This window comes from Streptomyces sp. NPDC005866 (genome assembly GCF_040629895.1).
Taxonomy (GTDB): Bacteria; Actinomycetota; Actinomycetes; order Streptomycetales; family Streptomycetaceae; genus Streptomyces.
This window is the reverse complement of the sequence record NZ_JBEXWP010000002.1, coordinates 1-18,126: the sequence shown is the minus strand read 5'-3', so window position 1 is coordinate 18,126 and position 18,126 is coordinate 1. Positions and strand designations below refer to the sequence as shown.

The window sequence follows — 18,126 nt, the reverse complement described above, 5'->3', positions numbered from 1 at the left end:
GTGCCAACCCCCGACCGCTCCGGCCACCCCTGTGGACAACGGCCTGTGGACAACGCCGAACGGTCGCCCTAGGCACACAAAACCGGGACAGCCGCGAACGCGCTTCTCTACGCTCAGCCCGGATAGACCGGCGCCGAACCGTCCTTGATCACCTTCTGCCACTGCGCGCCGGACGGCAGCCGGACGATCCCGTCGTCGTGCGAGTCGGCCACCAACGGCACCCGGTCGTCCTCGGACGCGGCGATCGCCAGGACACCGGTGAGGGCCGCGGGCGCCGGACCGTCCGGCGTCGAGCCGTCGACCTGGACGTACCGCGTCTGCTGCACTCCGCCCTGCTCGCGCCCGACCACCACGAGCCGGCTGTCCCCGGCCCAGGACATGGCGGTGACCTCCTCGGAACCGGGGGTGGCGGAACGCAGTTCGAGGACCGAAACCTCCTGCTGGTCATCGGACTTGGTGCGCTCGACCCGCCCCACGAGCAGCGACTGCTTGCCGCCCTTCTCCACGACGAGCGCGATCCGCACCCCGTCGGCGGCGACCCGCACGTCCTCGATACGGCCGTCCAGCTCAGGGATCTGCACGGCCAGCGGCTGGCCGACGCCCTGCGCCAGCATGTACAGCTGCGGCTTGCCGGGGTCCCGGTCGGCCACCCACAGGTCGCCCCGGGCGTCCCAACTCGGTGCCGTCAGCCGGTCCGCCTCGGTCGCTCCGTGGCTGGTCAGCACGGCGTCGCCCAGTGAACCGTCCGACGCGAGCGAGGTGACGTACAGCGTCCCGTCGTCACTGGTGACCCCGGCCGCGGTCCGCTCGTCGCGGGCGACCGCCACCGACCGCAGCGGCTTGGTGCCCGCGCCGAACGGACCCGGTACTGCGACCGCGCTGGTGCCGGTACCGCCGGTCGTCATCCGCACCAGCCGGTGCTTGCTGTCGAGGAAATAGAGGTAGTCGGGCCGCTTTGCGGAGGGGCGCCAGGCGGTGGCATCGGCCTGGTCTCCGGTGACGTCGCACATCCGGCCGCCGTTGACGGTCTGCAGCGCGACCGAGTCCACGGCGGGCGTCAGGTTCCGCAGCGTGAACAGCAACTGGGTGGCCATCTCGGTGCACTTGGCCGAACCGATCCGGGACGCCTTGACGTTCAGAGGCACGGTGAGCTGGTTCTGGTCGTCCGGTGTCAGCCCGGACACACCCTTCTTCAGTGCCGTACCGGTCGGGAAGCTCGACCGGACCACCGGGCCGAGCCAGCTGGTCGGGCCGTTGAGCAGCGAACGCACCAGCTGGGTCGTCGGATCCACCCGGCTGCGGACGAACACGGGGTCGGCGACCGCCACCGGCTGCCCCGTCTCCCCGGCCGAGGTGTCCGAGGCGAAGTAGTACTTGTTGACGGACGTGTAGTTGCGCTGGAAGTCGGACTTGCCCATCACGACGCCCTGGGGCAGCGAGTCGATCCGCCACTGCCCGCTCTTGGCGTCCTTCGTCAGATGCACCGTCCTGTGATAGCTGCCGCCGGCGGGCGTGTACGCCTGCTGCGCGTCGACGGTGGCCACCCGGCTGCCCTGGAGCGAGTAGGTGATGCTGTCCGTTTCCTCACGGCCGATCGGGCGTTGGTCGGTCTGGATACTCGGCCCGTTCGCCAGCACCGTGGCCTGCGACTCCGGCTGCCAGGTCTTCGCGGCGGCCGTGGTCAGATACTTGCGCGCCGTGTCATAGCGCGGATCGTCGCTGGTCAGAGCCTCCAGGAAGCCCTGGACGATCTCGGTGGACGAGGCGTCCTGCTGCGGGGGCATGGCGAACACCCGCACCTGCGTGTCCTGCCGTGGCGTCGACTCGACATCCCGCAGGTCGCCGCTGTCCGGCATGGAGGCACAGCCCGCCAGCAGTACGGCCCCGCAGACGGCGTACGCCATCGCGCGCGCCGGTCTGCACCGGGCGCTCCCCTCGCGGTCAGCGACCACGAAATGCCTCCCCTGGCTTGTTCGACTCGTCCGGCCCGGCGACGCTCCCGTCGTCCGCCGGGCCGGTCCCGGGCGTGCCCTCCTGGCGCCGTGCGCCCCCGCTGGGCCTTGGCACCACGCGCGCGCCGTTGCCGGGCAGCGCGGTCGGGTCGGCGCTGGGGGCCACGGCGGCCATCCGCTGCGCCATCGGAGCGAGGGGCGAGGTCTGCCCGCCGCCGGACTGCACCGGCACGGTGGCCCGCTTGGCCTCGCCGCCGCTCGGAAGACCGGCGTCATTGAGCCCCCGGTTACGCCGGGAGTCCTTGGGCTCCAGGGGTATCGGCGAGCCTCGCAGCGGCTCGTCAGCGGTTCTCGGCAGCGTCAGCCGGAACTGCGAACCGCCGCCGGGCTCGCCCCAGGCCTGCAGCCAGCCGCCGTGCAGCCGCGCGTCCTCCAGGGCGATCGACAGCCCCAGGCCCGTACCACCGGTGGTACGCGCGCGTGCCGGGTCCGCCCGCCAGAAGCGGCTGAAGACCCGGGTCGCCTCACCGGGCTTGAGCCCGACACCGTAGTCGCGCACCGCGATCGCGACCGCCCCGCCGGCCGAGGCCAGCTTGACGACGACATCCTTGCCCTCGCCGTGCTCCACCGCGTTGACGACGAGGTTGCGCAGCACCCGCTCCACGCGTCGGGCGTCCGCCTCGGCCACCACGGGCTGCAGGTCACCGAGCACGCGTATGTGCGTGCCCTTGCGCTCCGCGAGCGGTGCGGCCCCGCTGACGACCCGCCGTACGACCTCCCTGAGGTCTATCGGCTCAGCCTCCAGCGCCGCCGCGCCCGCGTCGAAGCGGCTGATCTCCAGCAGGTCGGCGAGCAGTGACTCGAACCGGTCCAGCTGGTCGGCGAGGAGTTCCGCGGATCGGGCGGTCACCGGGTCGAAGTCCTCGCGCGCCTCGTGGATGACATCGGCCGCCATCCGTACGGTCGTCAACGGCGTCCGCAACTCGTGCGACACGTCCGACACGAACCGGCGCTGCATCCGCGACAGGTCCTCCAACTGCTGGATCTTCAACTGGAGGTTCTGCGCCATCTTGTTGAAGGCCTCACCGAGCCGCGCGATGTCGTCCTCGCCGGTGACTTTCATCCGCTCCTGGAGCCGCCCGGCGGACAGCCGCTCGGCGATCCCGGCCGCCATCCGCACGGGTGTGACGACCTGCCGCACCACCAGCCAGGCGATCGCCCCGAGCAGTACGACCACGAAGAGCCCGGCGGTCGCGAGCGTGCCCTTGACCAGGCTGAGGGACTTCTCCTCCTGGGTGAGCGGGAAAAGGTAGTACAGCTCGTACGGGTCGCCGTTCGGGTCGTTGACCTGCTTGCCGATGACCAGGGCGGGCTGCGACGCCTTGTCGCTGTCCTTGTAGACGATGCGGGTGTAGCTCTGCGCGGTCGTCGTACCCCCGTTGACCCGCGAGCGCAGGTCGTCGGGCACGCTGGACGTCGGGTCGACCTGGCCGGAGGCTCGCGGCCCGCGCCCGCCACCGCTGTTGTCGCCCGCGGGCAGCGTCACCACGTCGAAGGCACCCTGGCCGCCGCTGGAGAGAGACTCCACGAGGTCGCTCATCCACTGGATGACGTTCTGCGACTGCCGTCCGTCCGCCGACGCGGAGGTGTCACCGGTGCCGGTCGCGGCCTCGTCGGCCTTCTGCTTGGCCACCGCGAAACCGCCGGTGGCCTGGCTCTGCGAGGCCTTCACCTTCGCATCCAGCAGGCCGTTGCGCACCTGACCGATGACGACGAATCCGAGCAGCAGAACGACGCCCAGCGACATCAGCAGGGTCGTGACGACGACCTTGAGCTGGATGTTGCGCCGCCACAGCCGCATGACCGGCAGCAGCGGCCGCCGCACCCAGCGCATGAACAGCCGCAGGACCGGGCTGCCCTGGACCCCGCCCTGGAGCAGCCCGCCCTCGAAGAGCAGCGCCCAGCGCGAACCGGGCCTCTTTCCGCCGACAGGCCGCCCCGGACGGTCCCCGGACCGGCCGGGGGCCGAAGCGGCACTGTCCCCCGACATGTCAGCTCGGTCCGGCCTTGTATCCGACGCCACGGACGGTCACCACGATCTCCGGCCGCTCCGGGTCCTTCTCGACCTTGGAGCGCAACCGCTGGACGTGAACGTTGACGAGACGGGTGTCCGCCGCGTGCCGGTAGCCCCAGACCTGCTCCAGGAGCACCTCACGCGTGAACACCTGCCACGGCTTGCGGGCGAGCGCGACCAGCAGGTCGAACTCCAGCGGGGTCAGCGCGATCGACTGCCCGTCCCGCTTCACCGAGTGCCCGGCCACGTCGATGACCAGGTCACCTATGGCGAGCTGCTCCGGCGCCGGCTCCTCCGACCTGCGCAGCCGGGCCCGGATCCGGGCGACCAGCTCCTTCGGCTTGAACGGCTTCACGATGTAGTCGTCCGCGCCCGACTCCAGGCCCACGACCACGTCGACGGTGTCGCTCTTCGCCGTGAGCATCACGATCGGCACCCCGGACTCCGCCCTGATCAGACGGCACACCTCGATACCGTCCCGACCGGGCAGCATCAGGTCCAGCAGCACCAGATCGGGCTTGGTCTCACGGAAAGCGGCCAGCGCCTTGTCGCCGTCGGCTACGAAAGACGGCTCAAAACCTTCACCACGCAGCACAATGCCGAGCATCTCGGCCAGTGCCGTGTCGTCGTCGACGACAAGGACTCGTCCCTTCATAAACGACATCATCCCATTCTCATAACGGTGAAGGTTACGCAGGTGACCAGGGTCACCGGCCAGTGACGATAGCTGCCGGGGGCGGTCACTGTCTGCCCCCGTCTGTCGACGTTGATGTCAGTGATGGATGTCAGCAGCTTCACAGGCCGCGAGTGTCGCGCCGTGCTGTCCTGGCCAGCCGCGTTATCAAGCAGAGGAGCCGGGCTTGGCCATGAAACTGACCTTGACCTTGATCACCATCTGTGGCGGTCTTCTGCCACTGGCGGCCGTCATCTGGGGCGGTGTATCCCTGCGCCGAGACTGCCGACGCCTCGTAGCCGACCTCACAGCCATCGATCAGATCATCCAAGCGCCCGACGGGACCTACTCCGACCCTTCGGCAGCCATGACGGCCGTCCGCCAGCCTGCCTTCAACATGGGCCGCCTCGCGTACAGCTACGAATGGGCGCAGCGCCTCGTCTGGGAACAGGCGATGGAAGATCTCCGTGGTCCGGCCTGGCTCGCCGGCGCGGGTGTCGTCATCGCAACAGTGGCAGGCGCCTGGTCGATTTGGATCTAGGGCGTGTGTCGGAAGTGCTCTAGGTTGGCCAACGTGAGTGGGCGGGGGCGGAGTTATCGATATGTCGGACCGGTCGAACTGAAAGCTGCGGTCCGGCCTGGTGACGGCGGGCGTCGGATCGGTTCGGCGGATGACTTCGGTGGCTGGATCGAGGAGCAATCGGCGGCAGAACTGGCCGAACCGTTCACCTTCGTGGTTGGTATGGACGGTGTGCTCCGGCTGGCGCCGCGGCGAAGCGAGCACGTGGCCTGTGCCGGCGGAGACATGGTTCTGAGTGCCGGTGAGATCAGCTTCATGCGCGAGGCAGACCGGTGGACCGTGAGCGAAGTCAGCAACCAGTCCACCGGGTACTGCCCGGACGTCACCTCCTGGGCGGAGGTCGCCTGCGCCTTGGACGCGGTAGAACTCCGACGGCCTTGCGGCTTCACCCACGAGGTGGTGTTCCGGCGGTGCCCCGACTGCCAGGAGCACAACATCGTGCGCGAGGACGACTTCGTCTGCGTCTTCTGCGGTAGCGATCTGCCCGCAGCGTGGAACGTGGATCCCACCGCGTGAAGGCCGAGGGTCACAGCCACTCGTTGATGGCAGCGACGAGGACGGTTGCCTCGTAGCGGACGGCTTGCTTGTCGTAGCGCGTCGCGACAGCGCGGTGTCTCTCCACAAGTGGATCACCTCACCTTGGAGTGTTTTGCCTGTAGTACGTAAGTCAGGCGAGCCGGCCATGCCGTCGAAGGAAGCGCTCTGACCTGGTGGGTCCCCGGGTATCACCGCTTTAGGAGCGAGGTTGGGCGACCCTGGGGCTGGCCGCGAAAGGAACACCCGAGCGGAGGTGGGGCACGCGGCCCGCTGGCGCCTGCTGTTCCCCGTGAGTCCCCGCTCGTTCTGGCACGGTTGTGGCACGGGGAACATCTGATCCGTAGCTCTGGAGAGATCGGTTGAGGAGGGTCATACAGGTCGCGTATCGGCCCCAGGGGGACGCTACGGGGTGGGGCCGGTTGCTGTGGTTGCTGTACTTCGCTGCTGTACCGCAGCCTGCCAAGGCCTCGAGGGCCTGCGTCGGGTCACCGGTCGCTTCCGATGAGAGTGCGGCGATGGGGACGCCTCAAATGGCCCAGAACCCGATCAGCCTATTCGGCGGTGCTGCTGGTTGCCCACTGTGCGAGCGTGAACGGGGGCCTGCGTGAAGGCGGGCGGCTGATGCGCCTCGACGGTGAACTAGGCGGGTAGCACCTGCTGCTGCGTACGTTGGCTGAGCTCCCCTCCGAGCCCCGTACCCACCAGCGCGCAGGAGGAGAGCCATGAACCGACGTGTCGTCTACACCCGTGGCGGGTCGCCCGCCGACGTCCTGACCGTCATCGAAGAGCCGGAGCCGGGGGCGCCCGAGCGTGGCCAGGTCCTCATCCGCACCACAGCCTTCCCCGTACACCCCGGTGATCTCCTCTCCATTGAGGCCTATCCGGGGGAGGCTGTGGATCCGGTGACGCCGGGCATCGAGGCCACCGGCGTGGTGGAGGCGATCGGCCCGGGCACGCGCGTGGCGCCGGGTGTCGAGGTCGGCGGCCGCGTGTCGGTCTTCCCCCAGATGGGGTCGTGGTCCCAGTGGCTCCTGGCGGATGCCGAGGCGGTCGTCGCCGTACCGGACGAGGTGCCGGACGAGGTGGCCGCACAGATGCTGGCGAACCCGCTCACCGCGGTGATGCTGCGCCGCGAGGCACAGGAGCACCTCGCCTTCGGCTACGACGGCTTCCTGGTGCAGACCGCGGCGGGTTCGTCGGTCGGGCGGCTGGTGACAGGTGTGTGCCAGTTCCACAATTTCGCGCTCATCAACGTCGTCCGCAGCGAACGCGGTGCCGCCGAGCTGCGCAAGCGGTTCCCGGATGTGCCGGTCGTGGCGACGGAACATCCGGGCTGGGCCGACGAGGTCCGCAAGACAGCCGGCGGTCGTCCGGTGAGTGTGGCCCTCGACCCGATCGGCGGCGAGATGGCGGGGACTCTTCTGGAGCTCCTGGCGCCGGGCGGGAAGCTGGTCAGTTACGGGATGATCGCCAAGGAACCTGTCTCGGTGCATGCATCGACGCTGGTGAGCAAGTCCCTGACGCTGCGGGGCAAGAACATCATCACCGGGTGGCCCTCCGAAGCCTCCCCCGAGACGCGAGCATCCGACATCGCCACCGCGAAGCAGATCGCGCTGGCGCTCGCGGACCAGTTCGACGTGGCCGCCACATACGGCCTCGGTGAGCTGGCCAACGCCGTGGAACACGCGGTGCGGCCCGGCAAGGTCGGGACCGTCCTCATCCGCCCCTGGTAGCGGCAGCGGAGGTCGGTGGAGTCTTGACTACTGAGTCAAGGTGACGGGCGCCGGCCAACAGTGAGGACGGCGCCCGCGTGAGATAAAGGCTTTGACGTCTGGCCTCATCCTTATCAGGTCGATCATGGCGGTTCGGAGTGCTGGACCGATCGGCCTTCTAGCCGGACTAGTGGTCCGCCGAGGTTCGGCCTTAGCTGCTCGTGTTCGCGCCTGTTGGTGTCAGCTGCTGATGTCAGACGTCAGCAGCCGCCTTGACAGTGCGGGTGGCCGTTCGACTGACACCGGAACCGTCCACCACCACGCCCGCGTCACCAGGACTCGGCCTGCAGGAAGAGTGTGATCACCTTCGCGAAGAACCAGACGGAGAACACCAGACACGCAAGCCACAGCCCCCACAAGGCCCAGCGGACCTCTCGTCGTATGCGCATGAGCGGATCATGCCCCTTCTCGGTCGGCCCTGTCACCGGCCCGGTTCTCCCACCACTCACCCCAGCTCCCATCCCGTCTGCCGTCGGCCCACACGCATGTGGAGCGGGCGTGGTTCATGGCGTCCAGGTGGAGCGCGCCACTGTACGAACGACTGTGAGGATTGATCACGGCACCGCTCGGCGGCCTGACCCACCGAACGATTGACGCCTCGGGCTGTCCTTTCCAGGAATCGTCGGCCGACTGGGCGGTGCCGCTATGCACGCGGCCGGTCGAGCGCCTGTGACCTCATAGGAGCCCGGCCAAAGGTCCCATCACAGTCTTGTCCTGACGCTCGACCGGCCCGTGCGATCCCTCGCGTATCGCACGGAAGGACAGCAATACCCGGCATGGCAGATCAGATCGCGGTGGTCGGCGGCGTGGACACCCACACCGACTTCCACCAGGCAGCGGTGATTGACACCATTGGCCGGCACCTGGCCACCGCCCCATTCCCCACCACCCCCGACGGCTACCGCCGCCTGCTGGAGTGGATGCGCTTGCACGGTGACGTGCTCGCCGTCGGGGTCGAGGGGACCGGCGCCTACGGTTCCGAACTTGCCCGGTTCCTCCGGGCGAACGAGGTGCGCGTGGTCGACGTCGACCGCCCTGACCGCAAGGCCCGGCGGGCTAACGGCAAGTCGGACCCCGTCGATGCCTACGCCGCCGCGACCGCCGTCCTGTCCGGCCGCGCAGACGGCCGGCCGAAGACTCGCGACGGCATCGTGGAGGCCATCCGTTCCCTGCGGGTGGTCCGCCGCTCGGCCATCAAATCCCGCACCCAGACGATCAACCAGATCCGCACGCTCATCGTCTCCGCCCCCGCCGAGGTCCGGGAACGCCTGCGCTGCCTGCCCACCTACCAGTTGATCGCGCAGCTTGCCCGCTCTCGCCCCGGCGCGGACCTCGCCGACCCGACCTGTGCAGTGCGAACCGCACTACGGCGTCTGGCCCGCCGCTACCAGCACCTCACCGAGGAGATAGCCGAGGCCGACGCCGAACTCGCCCCCCTGGTCGCGCAAGCGGCTCCCGGGCTGGTGGATTTGATCGGTGTGGGCACCGAGACGGCCGCCCAACTCCTGATCACCGCAGGCGACAATCCCGACCGGCTGAAGTCCGAAGCTTCCTTCGCCCACCTTTGTGGGGCAGCCCCCATCTCCGCCAGTTCCGGCCGGACCAACCGCCATCGCCTCAACCGTGGCGGCGACCGCCAGGCAAACCATGCTCTCCACACGATCGCCCTCGTGCGGATGCGCTACGACCCCCGCACCCGGCTCTACGTCGCGCGACGCACTGCCGAAGGCATGTCCAAGAAGGACATCTTCCGCTGCCTCAAACGCTTCATCGCACGAGAGGTCTACAAGCATCTGACCAGCGTGAATATCCCACAGCGACACCTCCTACAGGCCTACAAGGCCGCTTGACGATCTATAGGAGCTTCCTGGACGCCATGGGCCGCGTCTGCTCGGCTCTGCCTGGGTCGACGGTGTGCGGGATGGGAGCACCCCGCGCACGCCACTGTCCGCCGGCACCCGCGAACGGCGCCCCCGCCATCTCGGAGCCTGAGCGCCCCCGCCGGAGGCTCGTTCTGAGCGTGGCAGCCTCTCTACGGTGATCGACTCATAACCCGGCTCTCGTCACGTGGGCGCGCGTCGGCGCAGCGCGGGCGGAGCGGGCCGAAGGCAGGAGCGGCGCCCGCAGCGGAGCCGGGAGCGCGCCCGGCGGAGCGGAGCGCAGCCGGCTTGATGAGGTAGAGAAACCTGTAACAACGCATGGCCGGTACCGGTCTTGGTGCTGGTCAAGCCTCCGTGGTGATCTGGCAGCGAAGGCAGACATGAGGGGGCCAGGGTGCAGCAGCTGTCGGATGGCTTAGCACAGAACCGGCCAGGCGACGCGGTGCGGAAGAAGATCCAAGAGCTACAGCCGAACCCAGTGCTGAGACTGATCAACCGTTGGGTACCTGGCTCGAAAATCCGTAGCTGGTCTGATGGACTCACCGGGGAACTCGTCACTGCCAGGAAGCTGGACAAGCTCAAGCGTCGCGGTTGGTTCACCCTCCATGCAATCCAGTGGCCAAGTGACGCAGACATCGACCACCTTGTCATCGGCCCCGCTGGCGTTTTCGCCATCAACTCGAAGCGACACCGAGGCAAAGCCGTCTGGTACGGCGACACCGCCACCACAGTCAACGGAACGGCCACACGTCACATTGCGATCAGCCAGTCCGAAGCCGGCCGTGTGTCTCGGGTCCTATCTCGCTGCTGCGGCGTTGATGTCCCCGTACGTCCGGTGATCTCCGTCGTGCACGCGGCGAAGCTGACGGTCAAGAACGCGAACCCCCAGTACTCGTTCTCGACGTCGAACACCTCGGTCGTACCCTCTCAGGTCTCTCGCCGAGGCTCCTGCCAGACCAGGTGGCCCGCATCTATGAGGTGGCACGGGACACGCTCGCGCCCTTGCGCTGGACCCGGATGCGTACGGCAATGCTGCGGGAGCGCGCGCATGCCGTGGGACGCCCGTGGTTCGAAGATCCCGACGGGCACGTGTTCATCTCACGGACGGGGCATCCGCTGTTGGCCTCGAACCTGTACCTGACCATGCAGCGGCTGATCAAAGATGAGGGGCTCGGCAAGATGAACCCCAAGGGGCTGCGGAAGTCCTGCGGAACCCTCCTGGTGCATCTCAAGGTCCACCCCAGGGTGGTGAAGGCGATTCTGCGGCACAGCCGGATCGCGACCACGATGGACATCTACGCTGAGGCACTGGACCCGGACGTCATCGCGGCCGTGGGCCAACTCGACCACCTGCTTCGGCAGCCAGCTCGGATCCGCGAACTCGGGGCCACCCAACCGGACTCCGTCACCCGTTGATGTAGCCGTTAGATGTCACGGCCCCTCGGCCTGCGAATCACCGCAGGTGGAGGGGCCGTTTTCGTCGGTCGATGCGCCATCATCCCATTAGCTAATCGTTACCTGGCGTGACCTGGCACACAGCTCGGCAAGAGCCTCTGCCGTCACGGGCGAAACGGCGCCTTCCTCGGTGACGATCGCCGTCACCAGCTCGGGCGGCGTCACGTCGAACGCCGGGTTGTACGCCTGGGTCCCCAGGGGTGCCACCGGAATACCGCCTCCCGCTCCCGTCACCGGCACCTGCGGTGCTGTGATCTCGGTCACCTCAAAGCCGGGGCGCTGTTCGATCTCGATGGACGCCCCGTCCGGCGTCTCCGGATCCACTGTTGTCACCGGCGCCACCACGATGAACGGCACATGGTGGTACCGCGCGAGCACCGCGAGCGGATAGCTCCCCACCTTGTTCGCCACCGATCCGTCGGCCGCGATCCGGTCCGCCCCGACCAGCACCGCGTCCACCTCCCCCGCCGCGAACAGCGAACCGGCCGCGTTGTCGGTGAGCAAGGTGTACGCCATACCGCTGCGAGCCGCCTCGTATGCCGTCAGGCGAGCACCTTGCAGCAACGGACGCGTTTCGTCCACCCAGAGCCGCCTGAGCCGCCCTGTCCGGTGCGCCTGGAGGGCCACTGCGAACGCCGTTCCCTCCCCTCCCGACACCAGTGATCCGGTGTTGCAGTGGGTGAGGATCCGGTGCCCTCCGCCCGGCAGCAACTCGTCGAGCAGCGCGAGCCCGTGCCCGGCCATCCGGGCGCTGGCCTCGGCATCCTCCCGGTGCAGCGCCCGCGCCGCACTCAGCGCCGCCGCGGCCGCCGCCTCGGCGTCACCGCCCTGGGCCAGAGCGGACCGGTACGCCGACGCGGCCCTGCGCACGCCGACGGAAAGATTCACGGCCGTGGGCCGGGCGCCCGTCAGCGTCACCGCGGCGTCGTCCACGTCGAAGCCCCGCGCGGCGGCGAGCGCGACGCCGTACGCCCCCGCTATGCCCAGCAGCGGCGCTCCGCGCACCGCGAGCGTCCGGATCGCCTCCACCAGGGCCGACGCATCCGTGCACACCAGCTCGACTTCCTCGGCGGGCAGTCTGGTCTGGTCGAGAAGGACCACGACGGGACCTTCGGGGGGCTCCTCCCACTGGATCACGGGCATTCCTGTCGGCCGTTTGTTCTCGCCGGTTTGCGCGTACTGATCAGCCATGCGGTCAGTCTGCCCCGTATCCGGCGGACAATTGAAGGTGCGCAGCCTGTACCGCGGCAGGTCACTGGGCGACCACCCCATGGCACGATGGCAGCCAACCTGCCACCGCGACCGCGGACGGGCACCGTGAAGGAGCTTGGATGAACGACACTCCGGGCTGGGCCTCGCCCGGATCCGCCCCGTCCGACGGGCGGGAACCCGGCGCGTCCGCCCCTGCCGACCGCCCCGTCCCCGCAGGGCCTGCCGATCAGCCCGCCGGTCAGCCGGGTACGGACCCACAGGGCTCCGGCCCGAAGTGGTCCAAGGAGCAGCCACCGCCCGGCCAGTGGTCCGCGCCCACGGGCGCCCCGGCACCAGGCCAGGCACCGCCGCCCCCACCCCCTGGCCCGGGCTGGGGCGGCCAGCCCCCCGGCGGCGGTTACGGAGGTTACGGCGGCCCCGGTGGGCCCGGTGGGCCCGGCGGCTACGGCCCGCCGGGCGGATACGGAGCCTGGGGCGGCGGCTGGGGCGGCCCCCCACCCGCCGCCAAGCCCGGCGTGATCCCGCTCCGCCCGCTCGGCGTCGGCGAGATCCTCGACGGCGCCGTCTCCACCATGCGCACTTACTGGCGCACGGTCCTCGGCATCTCGCTGACGGTCGCCGTCGTCACCCAGGTCGCGGTGATCCTCCTCCAGGGCCTCGTCCTGAACGACACCCGCACCACCGACGCCCTCAACGACCCGAGCGCCTCCCTCAGCGAGGTGTCCCGCGCCGCGGGCGAGGTCGCGGTCAGCTCGGGCGCCGTCCTGCTGATCTCGCTGGTCGGCACCATCATCGCGACGGCCCTGCTGACCACCGTCACCAGCCGCGCCGTGCTCGGCAAGTCCGTGACCACGGGCGAGGCCTGGCGCGACGCCCGCCCGCAGGTCATCAAACTGTTCGGTCTCATCGTCCTGATGGGACTCATCGCGGTCGGAGTCCTGCTCGCCGGCGCGCTGCCCGGCATCATCGTCGCGATCGCCGGCGGCCCGGGCGGCGCCATCGCCGCACTGCTCATCCTGGGCATCCTCGCCGGCGCCGTCGTCACCCTGTGGCTGATGATCCGTCTCTCCCTGGCCTCCCCCGCCCTCATGCTGGAGAAGCAGGGCATCACGAAGTCGCTGGCCCGCTCCGCGAAGCTTGTCCGCGGCTCCTGGTGGCGGGTCTTCGGCATCCAGATCCTGGCGACGATCATCGCCAACATCGTCTCCTCGCTCGCCGTGATCCCCTTCGCCGTAATCGCCGCCTTCCTCAGCGGTGACGGCTTCTCCGGCTTCCTCCAGAGCACGAACGCCAACGTCGGCTGGACGTTCCTCATCGTCAGCGGCATCGGCTCGGTGATCGGCTCCATGCTCACCTTCCCGATCAATGCGGGCGTCACCGTGCTCCTCTACATCGACCAGCGCATCCGCCGCGAGGCCCTCGACCTCGAACTGGCTCGCGCCGCCGGTGTCGAGAACTACGGCACCAGCACCCCCGGCACCGTCCCGGGGAGCTGATGCGGTGAGTCCGACGGGGGGAGTCCTCACAGCAGTGCCCGCGGCCCTGCCGCGCGCCGCCGACGAGGCCGTACGCGGCCTGCTGCGGGCCCGGGAGACGGCCTTGCTGTCACTGGCCGGCTCGGGCGACGAACCGCCCGTGACACTCCCGCGCGACCCCGCGCGGGAGGCGGCACGGCGTGAGCTGTCCAAGCGGATATACCACCAGAACGACCCTGGGCTGTTCCAGCGCGCCCTCAACGCGGTCCTGGACTGGGTCGACCGCCTGCTCTCCGCCGCCGCGTCCGCGACACCCGGAGGCGCGCTGGGCCTCGTCGTCGTGGTTATGGCCGTCATCGCCGTCCTGGGCGCCCTGTGGTGGCGCCTGGGCTCCCCGCGCGGCCAAACTGCCTCCGCCGCCGCCCTGTTCGACGACCGCCCCCGCAGCGCAGCCGAACACCGCGCGGCCGCCGAGGCACACGCCGCCCAGGGCCACTGGAACCAGGCCCTGCAGGAACGCATGCGCGCCGTCGTCCGCGCCCTGGAGGAACGCGCCCTGCTCGACGTCCGCCCAGGCCGCACCGCCGACGAGGCCGCGGCCGATGCGGGCCGCGTCCTGCCCGCCCACACGGACCGGCTGCGCGCCGCCGCCCGGGAGTTCGACGACGTGACGTACGGCGGCCGCAGGGCGACCCAGGCGTCGTACGAGCGCATCGCCGAACTCGACCGCGACCTGGAACGTGCCAAACCGGTCCTCGCCAGCAGCACCCGGAGCACGGCCCACAACACCCGCCAGGGAGCCGCCGAATGACCACCGGCGTAGCCCTTCCGCCCACCTCCACCGCACCCACCACCCGCCAGGTGTGGACCCGGACCCGTGGCATCGTCCTCGCCGTGGTGCTCCTCCTGGCCGGCGCCGTCGCCATCGCCGTCGTCCGCTCCGACAGCAGACACGGCGACCTCGACCCACGCTCCGCCGACCCCTACGGCAGCCGCGCCGTCGCCGAACTCCTCGCCGACCGGGGCGTGTCCACCCGCGTGGTCACCACCCTGGCCGAGGCCCGCGCCGTGGCCGGCCGCGACACCACCCTGCTCGTCGCCGTCCCCGACCTGCTCACCCCGCGTCAGCAGTCCCAGCTGCGGGCGTCGACCGCCGGATCGGGCGGCCGCACGATCCTGGTCGCCGCCGGCAGCTCGTCCGTCGAACGACTCGCCCCGGGCGTCACCGCGGATCCCGCCACCAGCCTGAAGTCCACGCTCGAACCCCTCTGCGGCCTGGCCGAGGCCCGTCGCGCGGGCAGCGCCGACACCGGTGGCATCCGCTACACCACCACCCACCTCGACGCCGACTCCTGCTACCCCAGCCAGCGCCTGGCCACGCTGATCCGCGTCCCCGCGGCCTCCGGAGGCGGCGACACCGTTGTCCTCGGCGCGCCCGACATCCTGCTCAACGACCGTCTCGACGAGCAAGGAAACGCCTCGCTCGCCCTCCAACTCCTCGGCTCCCGCCACCATCTCGTCTGGTACCTCCCCTCGCTCAACGACTCCTCGGCCGCCGGCACGGGCGAGCAGAAATCCTTGTTCGACCTGCTCCCCTCCGGCTGGCTCTGGGGCACGCTCCAGCTCTTCGTCGCCGCAGCCCTCGCCGCCTTCTGGCGGGCACGTCGACTCGGCCCCCTGGTGCCCGAGAAACTCCCCGTGGCGATCCGCGCCTCCGAGACCGTCGAAGGCCGCGCCCGCCTCTACCGCAAAGCCAACGCCCGCGACCGCGCGGCCGCCGCTCTTCGCTCCACCGCTCGCACCCGCCTCGCCCCCCTCGTCGGCGTCCCCGTCACCCAGGCGCACGCGCCCGAGGCCCTGCTCCCCGCCCTGTCCGCCCACCTCCACGGCGACGGCCAGGCCCTGCACTCCCTCCTCTTCGGACCGCCGCCCGGCGACGACGCGGCCCTCATCGCCCTCACCGACCAACTCGACGCCCTCGAAAGAGAGGTACGCCGTCCATGATGGACCCGACCACTGACAACGCCGGGAACACCGGGAACCCGGCCGACGCCCGGGCCTCCCTGGAGGCCCTGCGCGCCGAGATCGCCAAAGCCGTGGTCGGCCAGGACCCCGCCGTGACCGGCCTCGTCGTCGCTCTCCTCTGCCGCGGACACGTTCTGCTTGAAGGAGTCCCCGGAGTCGCCAAAACGTTGCTCGTCCGCGCCCTCGCCTCCGCGCTCGAACTGGACACCAAGCGCGTCCAGTTCACGCCCGACCTCATGCCGAGCGATGTCACGGGCTCCCTCGTCTACGACACCCGCACCGCAGAGTTCTCCTTCCAGCCCGGCCCGGTCTTCACCAACCTCCTCCTCGCGGACGAGATCAACCGCACCCCGCCGAAGACCCAGTCGTCCCTCCTCGAAGCCATGGAGGAACGCCAGGTCACCGTCGACGGCACACCGCGCCCACTGCCCGACCCGTTCCTGGTCGCCGCCACCCAGAACCCTGTCGAGTACGAGGGCACCTACCCCCTCCCCGAAGCCCAGCTCGACCGCTTCCTCCTCAAGCTGACGATCCCACTCCCGTCCCGCGAGGACGAGATCGACGTCCTCACCCGCCACGCCGAGGGCTTCAACCCGCGTGACCTGCGTGCCGCCGGCCTGCGCCCCGTGGCCGGCCCCGCCGACCTCGAAGCCGCCCGCGCGGCGGTCGCCAAGACGACCGTCTCTCCCGAGATCACCGCCTATGTGGTGGACATCTGCCGCGCCACCCGCGAGTCGCCGTCCCTCACCCTCGGCGTCTCCCCGCGGGGCGCCACCGCCCTCCTGGCCACCTCGCGCGCGTGGGCCTGGCTGACCGGCCGCGACTACGTCATCCCCGACGACGTAAAGGCCCTCGCCCTGCCCACCCTCCGCCACCGCGTCCAACTCCGCCCCGAGGCCGAGATGGAAGGCGTGACGGCCGACTCCGTCATCAACGCGATCCTCGCCCACGTCCCGGTCCCCCGCTGATGCCCCTCACCGGACGCGCCGCCCTTCTTGCGGCAATCGGATCGATCCCCATCGGCATCTGGGAACCGAGCTGGACGGGCTTCCTAGCCGTCGACGGTCCGCTCGCCCTGGCCTGCGCCTGCGACTTCGCCCTGGCGGCCCCGGTACGACGCCTCGTGCTGACCCGCTCCGGCGACACGTCCGCGCGCCTCGGCGAGACCGCCGACGTCACTCTCACCGTGACCAACCCGTCCGGCCGCACTCTCCGGGCCCGGCTCAGGGACGGCTGGCCGCCCAGCAGCTGGCAACCCGGCACGGAGATCGAGGCTTCGCGCCACCGTCTCACCGTCCCACCGGGCGAACGCCGACGCGTGACGACCCGCCTGCGCCCCACTCGCCGCGGCGACCGCCAGGCCGACCGCGTCACGATCCGCTCCTACGGCCCTCTCGGCCTGTTCTCCCGCCAGGGCGGCCACAAAGTGCCCTGGACTGTACGCGTCCTGCCCCCCTTCACCAGCCGCAAGCACCTGCCGTCGAAACTCGCCCGATTGCGTGAACTCGATGGCCGCACCAGCGTCCTGACCCGCGGCGAAGGCACCGAATTCGACAGCCTGCGCGAGTACGTCCCCGGAGACGACACCCGCTCCATCGACTGGCGCGCCACGGCACGGCAGTCGGCGGTCGCCGTCCGCACCTGGCGTCCCGAACGCGACCGGCACATCCTCCTGGTCCTCGACACCGGCCGCACCTCCGCCGGCCGCGTCGGCGACGCCCCACGCCTGGACGCCTCGATGGACGCGGCCCTCCTCCTCGCCGCCCTGGCCTCACGCGCTGGCGATCGCGTGGATCTACTCGCCTACGACCGCCGAGTCCGCGCCCTCGTCCAGGGTCGCGCCGCAGGCGATGTCCTGCCGTCACTGGTCAACGCGATGGCCGTGCTGGAGCCGGAGCTTGTCGAAACGGACGCGCGCGGGCTGACGGCCATGGCGCTCCGTACGGCTCCACGCCGTTCTCTGATCGTCCTTCTGACGACGCTCGACGCAGCACCGGTCGAACAGGGCCTGCTTCCTGTGCTCTCAAAGCTGACCCAACGCCACACGGTCCTGCTCGCGTCAGTGGCCGACCCGCATGTCGCCGGCATGGCGATGGCACGGGGAAACACCGACGCGGTGTACGAGGCGGCGGCAGCAGCACAGGCGCAGAGCGAACGGCACCGCACAGCAGAGCAACTGCGTCGGCACGGTGTGACGGTTGTGGACGCGACGCCTGAAGACCTGGCTCCCGCATTGGCCGACGCATACCTGGCCTTGAAAGCGGCGGGCCGACTGTAAACTCCGGGCAGCCCCGCTCTTGGGGCCGCCCATTCCTCAGCGAATCCAAAAACACCCTGAAACGCAGAAAGGCCCACGCCGTCATGGCGTGGGCCTTTCCCAATGTTTGTTCGGCGGTGTCCTACTCTCCCACAGGGTCCCCCCTGCAGTACCATCGGCGCTGTAAGGCTTAGCTTCCGGGTTCGGAATGTAACCGGGCGTTTCCCTCACGCT

General features: G+C 69.9%; 14 protein-coding genes, 1 rRNA gene and 1 pseudogene. 11 read left to right on the top strand and 5 right to left on the bottom strand.

What is annotated here, in order from left to right:
* Nucleotides 1-113: 113 nt before the first annotated feature.
* From ABZ396_RS02510 to mtrA, 3 genes are read right to left on the bottom strand one after another with little or no spacing between them, the layout of a single operon-like run.
* A complete protein-coding gene (locus tag ABZ396_RS02510) occupies nt 114-1,952 on the bottom strand; it encodes an LpqB family beta-propeller domain-containing protein (RefSeq protein WP_358923326.1) in 1,839 nt (612 codons plus the stop codon).
* Complete coding sequence (gene mtrB, locus ABZ396_RS02505; protein ID WP_358923325.1) at nt 1,942-4,002, bottom strand: MtrAB system histidine kinase MtrB; 2,061 nt, start codon at nt 4,000-4,002, stop codon at nt 1,942-1,944. Before mtrB ends, ABZ396_RS02510 begins: the two co-directional genes overlap by 11 nt.
* 1 nt (nt 4,003) lies before the next feature.
* Nucleotides 4,004-4,693: a two-component system response regulator MtrA gene (gene mtrA / locus ABZ396_RS02500; RefSeq protein WP_015659998.1), complete on the bottom strand. Its 690-nt coding sequence runs from the start codon at nt 4,691-4,693 to the stop codon at nt 4,004-4,006.
* A gap of 193 nt (nt 4,694-4,886) precedes the next feature.
* Here mtrA and ABZ396_RS02495 point away from each other — a divergent pair, with 193 nt between their 5' ends.
* From ABZ396_RS02495 to ABZ396_RS02470, 6 genes and pseudogenes are all read left to right on the top strand, one after another.
* Nucleotides 4,887-5,240, top strand: a complete 354-nt coding sequence (locus tag ABZ396_RS02495) for a hypothetical protein (protein WP_358923322.1) — start codon at nt 4,887-4,889, stop codon at nt 5,238-5,240.
* A 33-nt stretch (nt 5,241-5,273) separates the two neighbouring features.
* Nucleotides 5,274-5,795, top strand: coding sequence for a hypothetical protein (locus ABZ396_RS02490; RefSeq protein ID WP_358923382.1), 522 nt, complete (start codon nt 5,274-5,276; stop codon nt 5,793-5,795).
* Nucleotides 5,796-6,538: 743 nt separating this feature from the next.
* A complete protein-coding gene (locus tag ABZ396_RS02485) occupies nt 6,539-7,549 on the top strand; it encodes a zinc-binding dehydrogenase (RefSeq protein ID WP_358923321.1) in 1,011 nt (336 codons plus the stop codon).
* Nucleotides 7,550-8,364: 815 nt separating this feature from the next.
* Entirely contained in the window at nt 8,365-9,438 is a 1,074-nt protein-coding gene (locus ABZ396_RS02480; RefSeq protein ID WP_358923319.1) for an IS110 family transposase, read from the top strand.
* Nucleotides 9,439-9,862: 424 nt separating this feature from the next.
* Nucleotides 9,863-10,249: pseudogene (locus ABZ396_RS02475) on the top strand (nuclease-related domain-containing protein); the annotation flags it as partial.
* 179 nt (nt 10,250-10,428) lie between these two features.
* Nucleotides 10,429-10,884 (top strand): tyrosine-type recombinase/integrase, encoded by a 456-nt coding sequence (locus tag ABZ396_RS02470; protein ID WP_358923317.1) that lies wholly within the window; start codon nt 10,429-10,431, stop codon nt 10,882-10,884.
* Nucleotides 10,885-10,971: 87 nt separating this feature from the next.
* On the opposite strand, the gene mtnA is transcribed toward ABZ396_RS02470, so the two are convergent.
* Nucleotides 10,972-12,114 carry an S-methyl-5-thioribose-1-phosphate isomerase gene (mtnA, locus tag ABZ396_RS02465; RefSeq protein WP_358923381.1) on the bottom strand — a complete coding sequence of 381 codons (1,143 nt, stop codon included), beginning with the start codon at nt 12,112-12,114 and terminating at the stop codon, nt 10,972-10,974.
* 140 nt (nt 12,115-12,254) lie between these two features.
* On the opposite strand from mtnA, the gene ABZ396_RS02460 reads away from it, so the two are divergent.
* From ABZ396_RS02460 to ABZ396_RS02440, 5 genes are read left to right on the top strand one after another with little or no spacing between them, the layout of a single operon-like run.
* Nucleotides 12,255-13,631, top strand: coding sequence for a hypothetical protein (locus ABZ396_RS02460; protein ID WP_358923315.1), 1,377 nt, complete (start codon nt 12,255-12,257; stop codon nt 13,629-13,631).
* Between the two features lie 4 nt (nt 13,632-13,635).
* Nucleotides 13,636-14,421: a DUF4129 domain-containing protein gene (locus tag ABZ396_RS02455; RefSeq protein ID WP_358923313.1), complete on the top strand. Its 786-nt coding sequence runs from the start codon at nt 13,636-13,638 to the stop codon at nt 14,419-14,421.
* Complete coding sequence (locus ABZ396_RS02450) at nt 14,418-15,614, top strand: DUF4350 domain-containing protein (RefSeq protein ID WP_358923311.1); 1,197 nt, start codon at nt 14,418-14,420, stop codon at nt 15,612-15,614. The genes ABZ396_RS02455 and ABZ396_RS02450 overlap by 4 nt, the downstream gene beginning before the upstream one ends.
* A complete protein-coding gene (locus tag ABZ396_RS02445) occupies nt 15,614-16,603 on the top strand; it encodes a MoxR family ATPase (protein ID WP_358923309.1) in 990 nt (329 codons plus the stop codon). Before ABZ396_RS02450 ends, ABZ396_RS02445 begins: the two co-directional genes overlap by 1 nt.
* Nucleotides 16,603-17,913 carry a DUF58 domain-containing protein gene (locus ABZ396_RS02440; protein WP_358923307.1) on the top strand — a complete coding sequence of 437 codons (1,311 nt, stop codon included), beginning with the start codon at nt 16,603-16,605 and terminating at the stop codon, nt 17,911-17,913. Before ABZ396_RS02445 ends, ABZ396_RS02440 begins: the two co-directional genes overlap by 1 nt.
* A gap of 108 nt (nt 17,914-18,021) precedes the next feature.
* Here ABZ396_RS02440 and rrf read toward each other — a convergent pair.
* Nucleotides 18,022-18,126: ribosomal RNA gene (rrf, locus tag ABZ396_RS02435) — 5S ribosomal RNA — on the bottom strand; the annotation flags it as partial.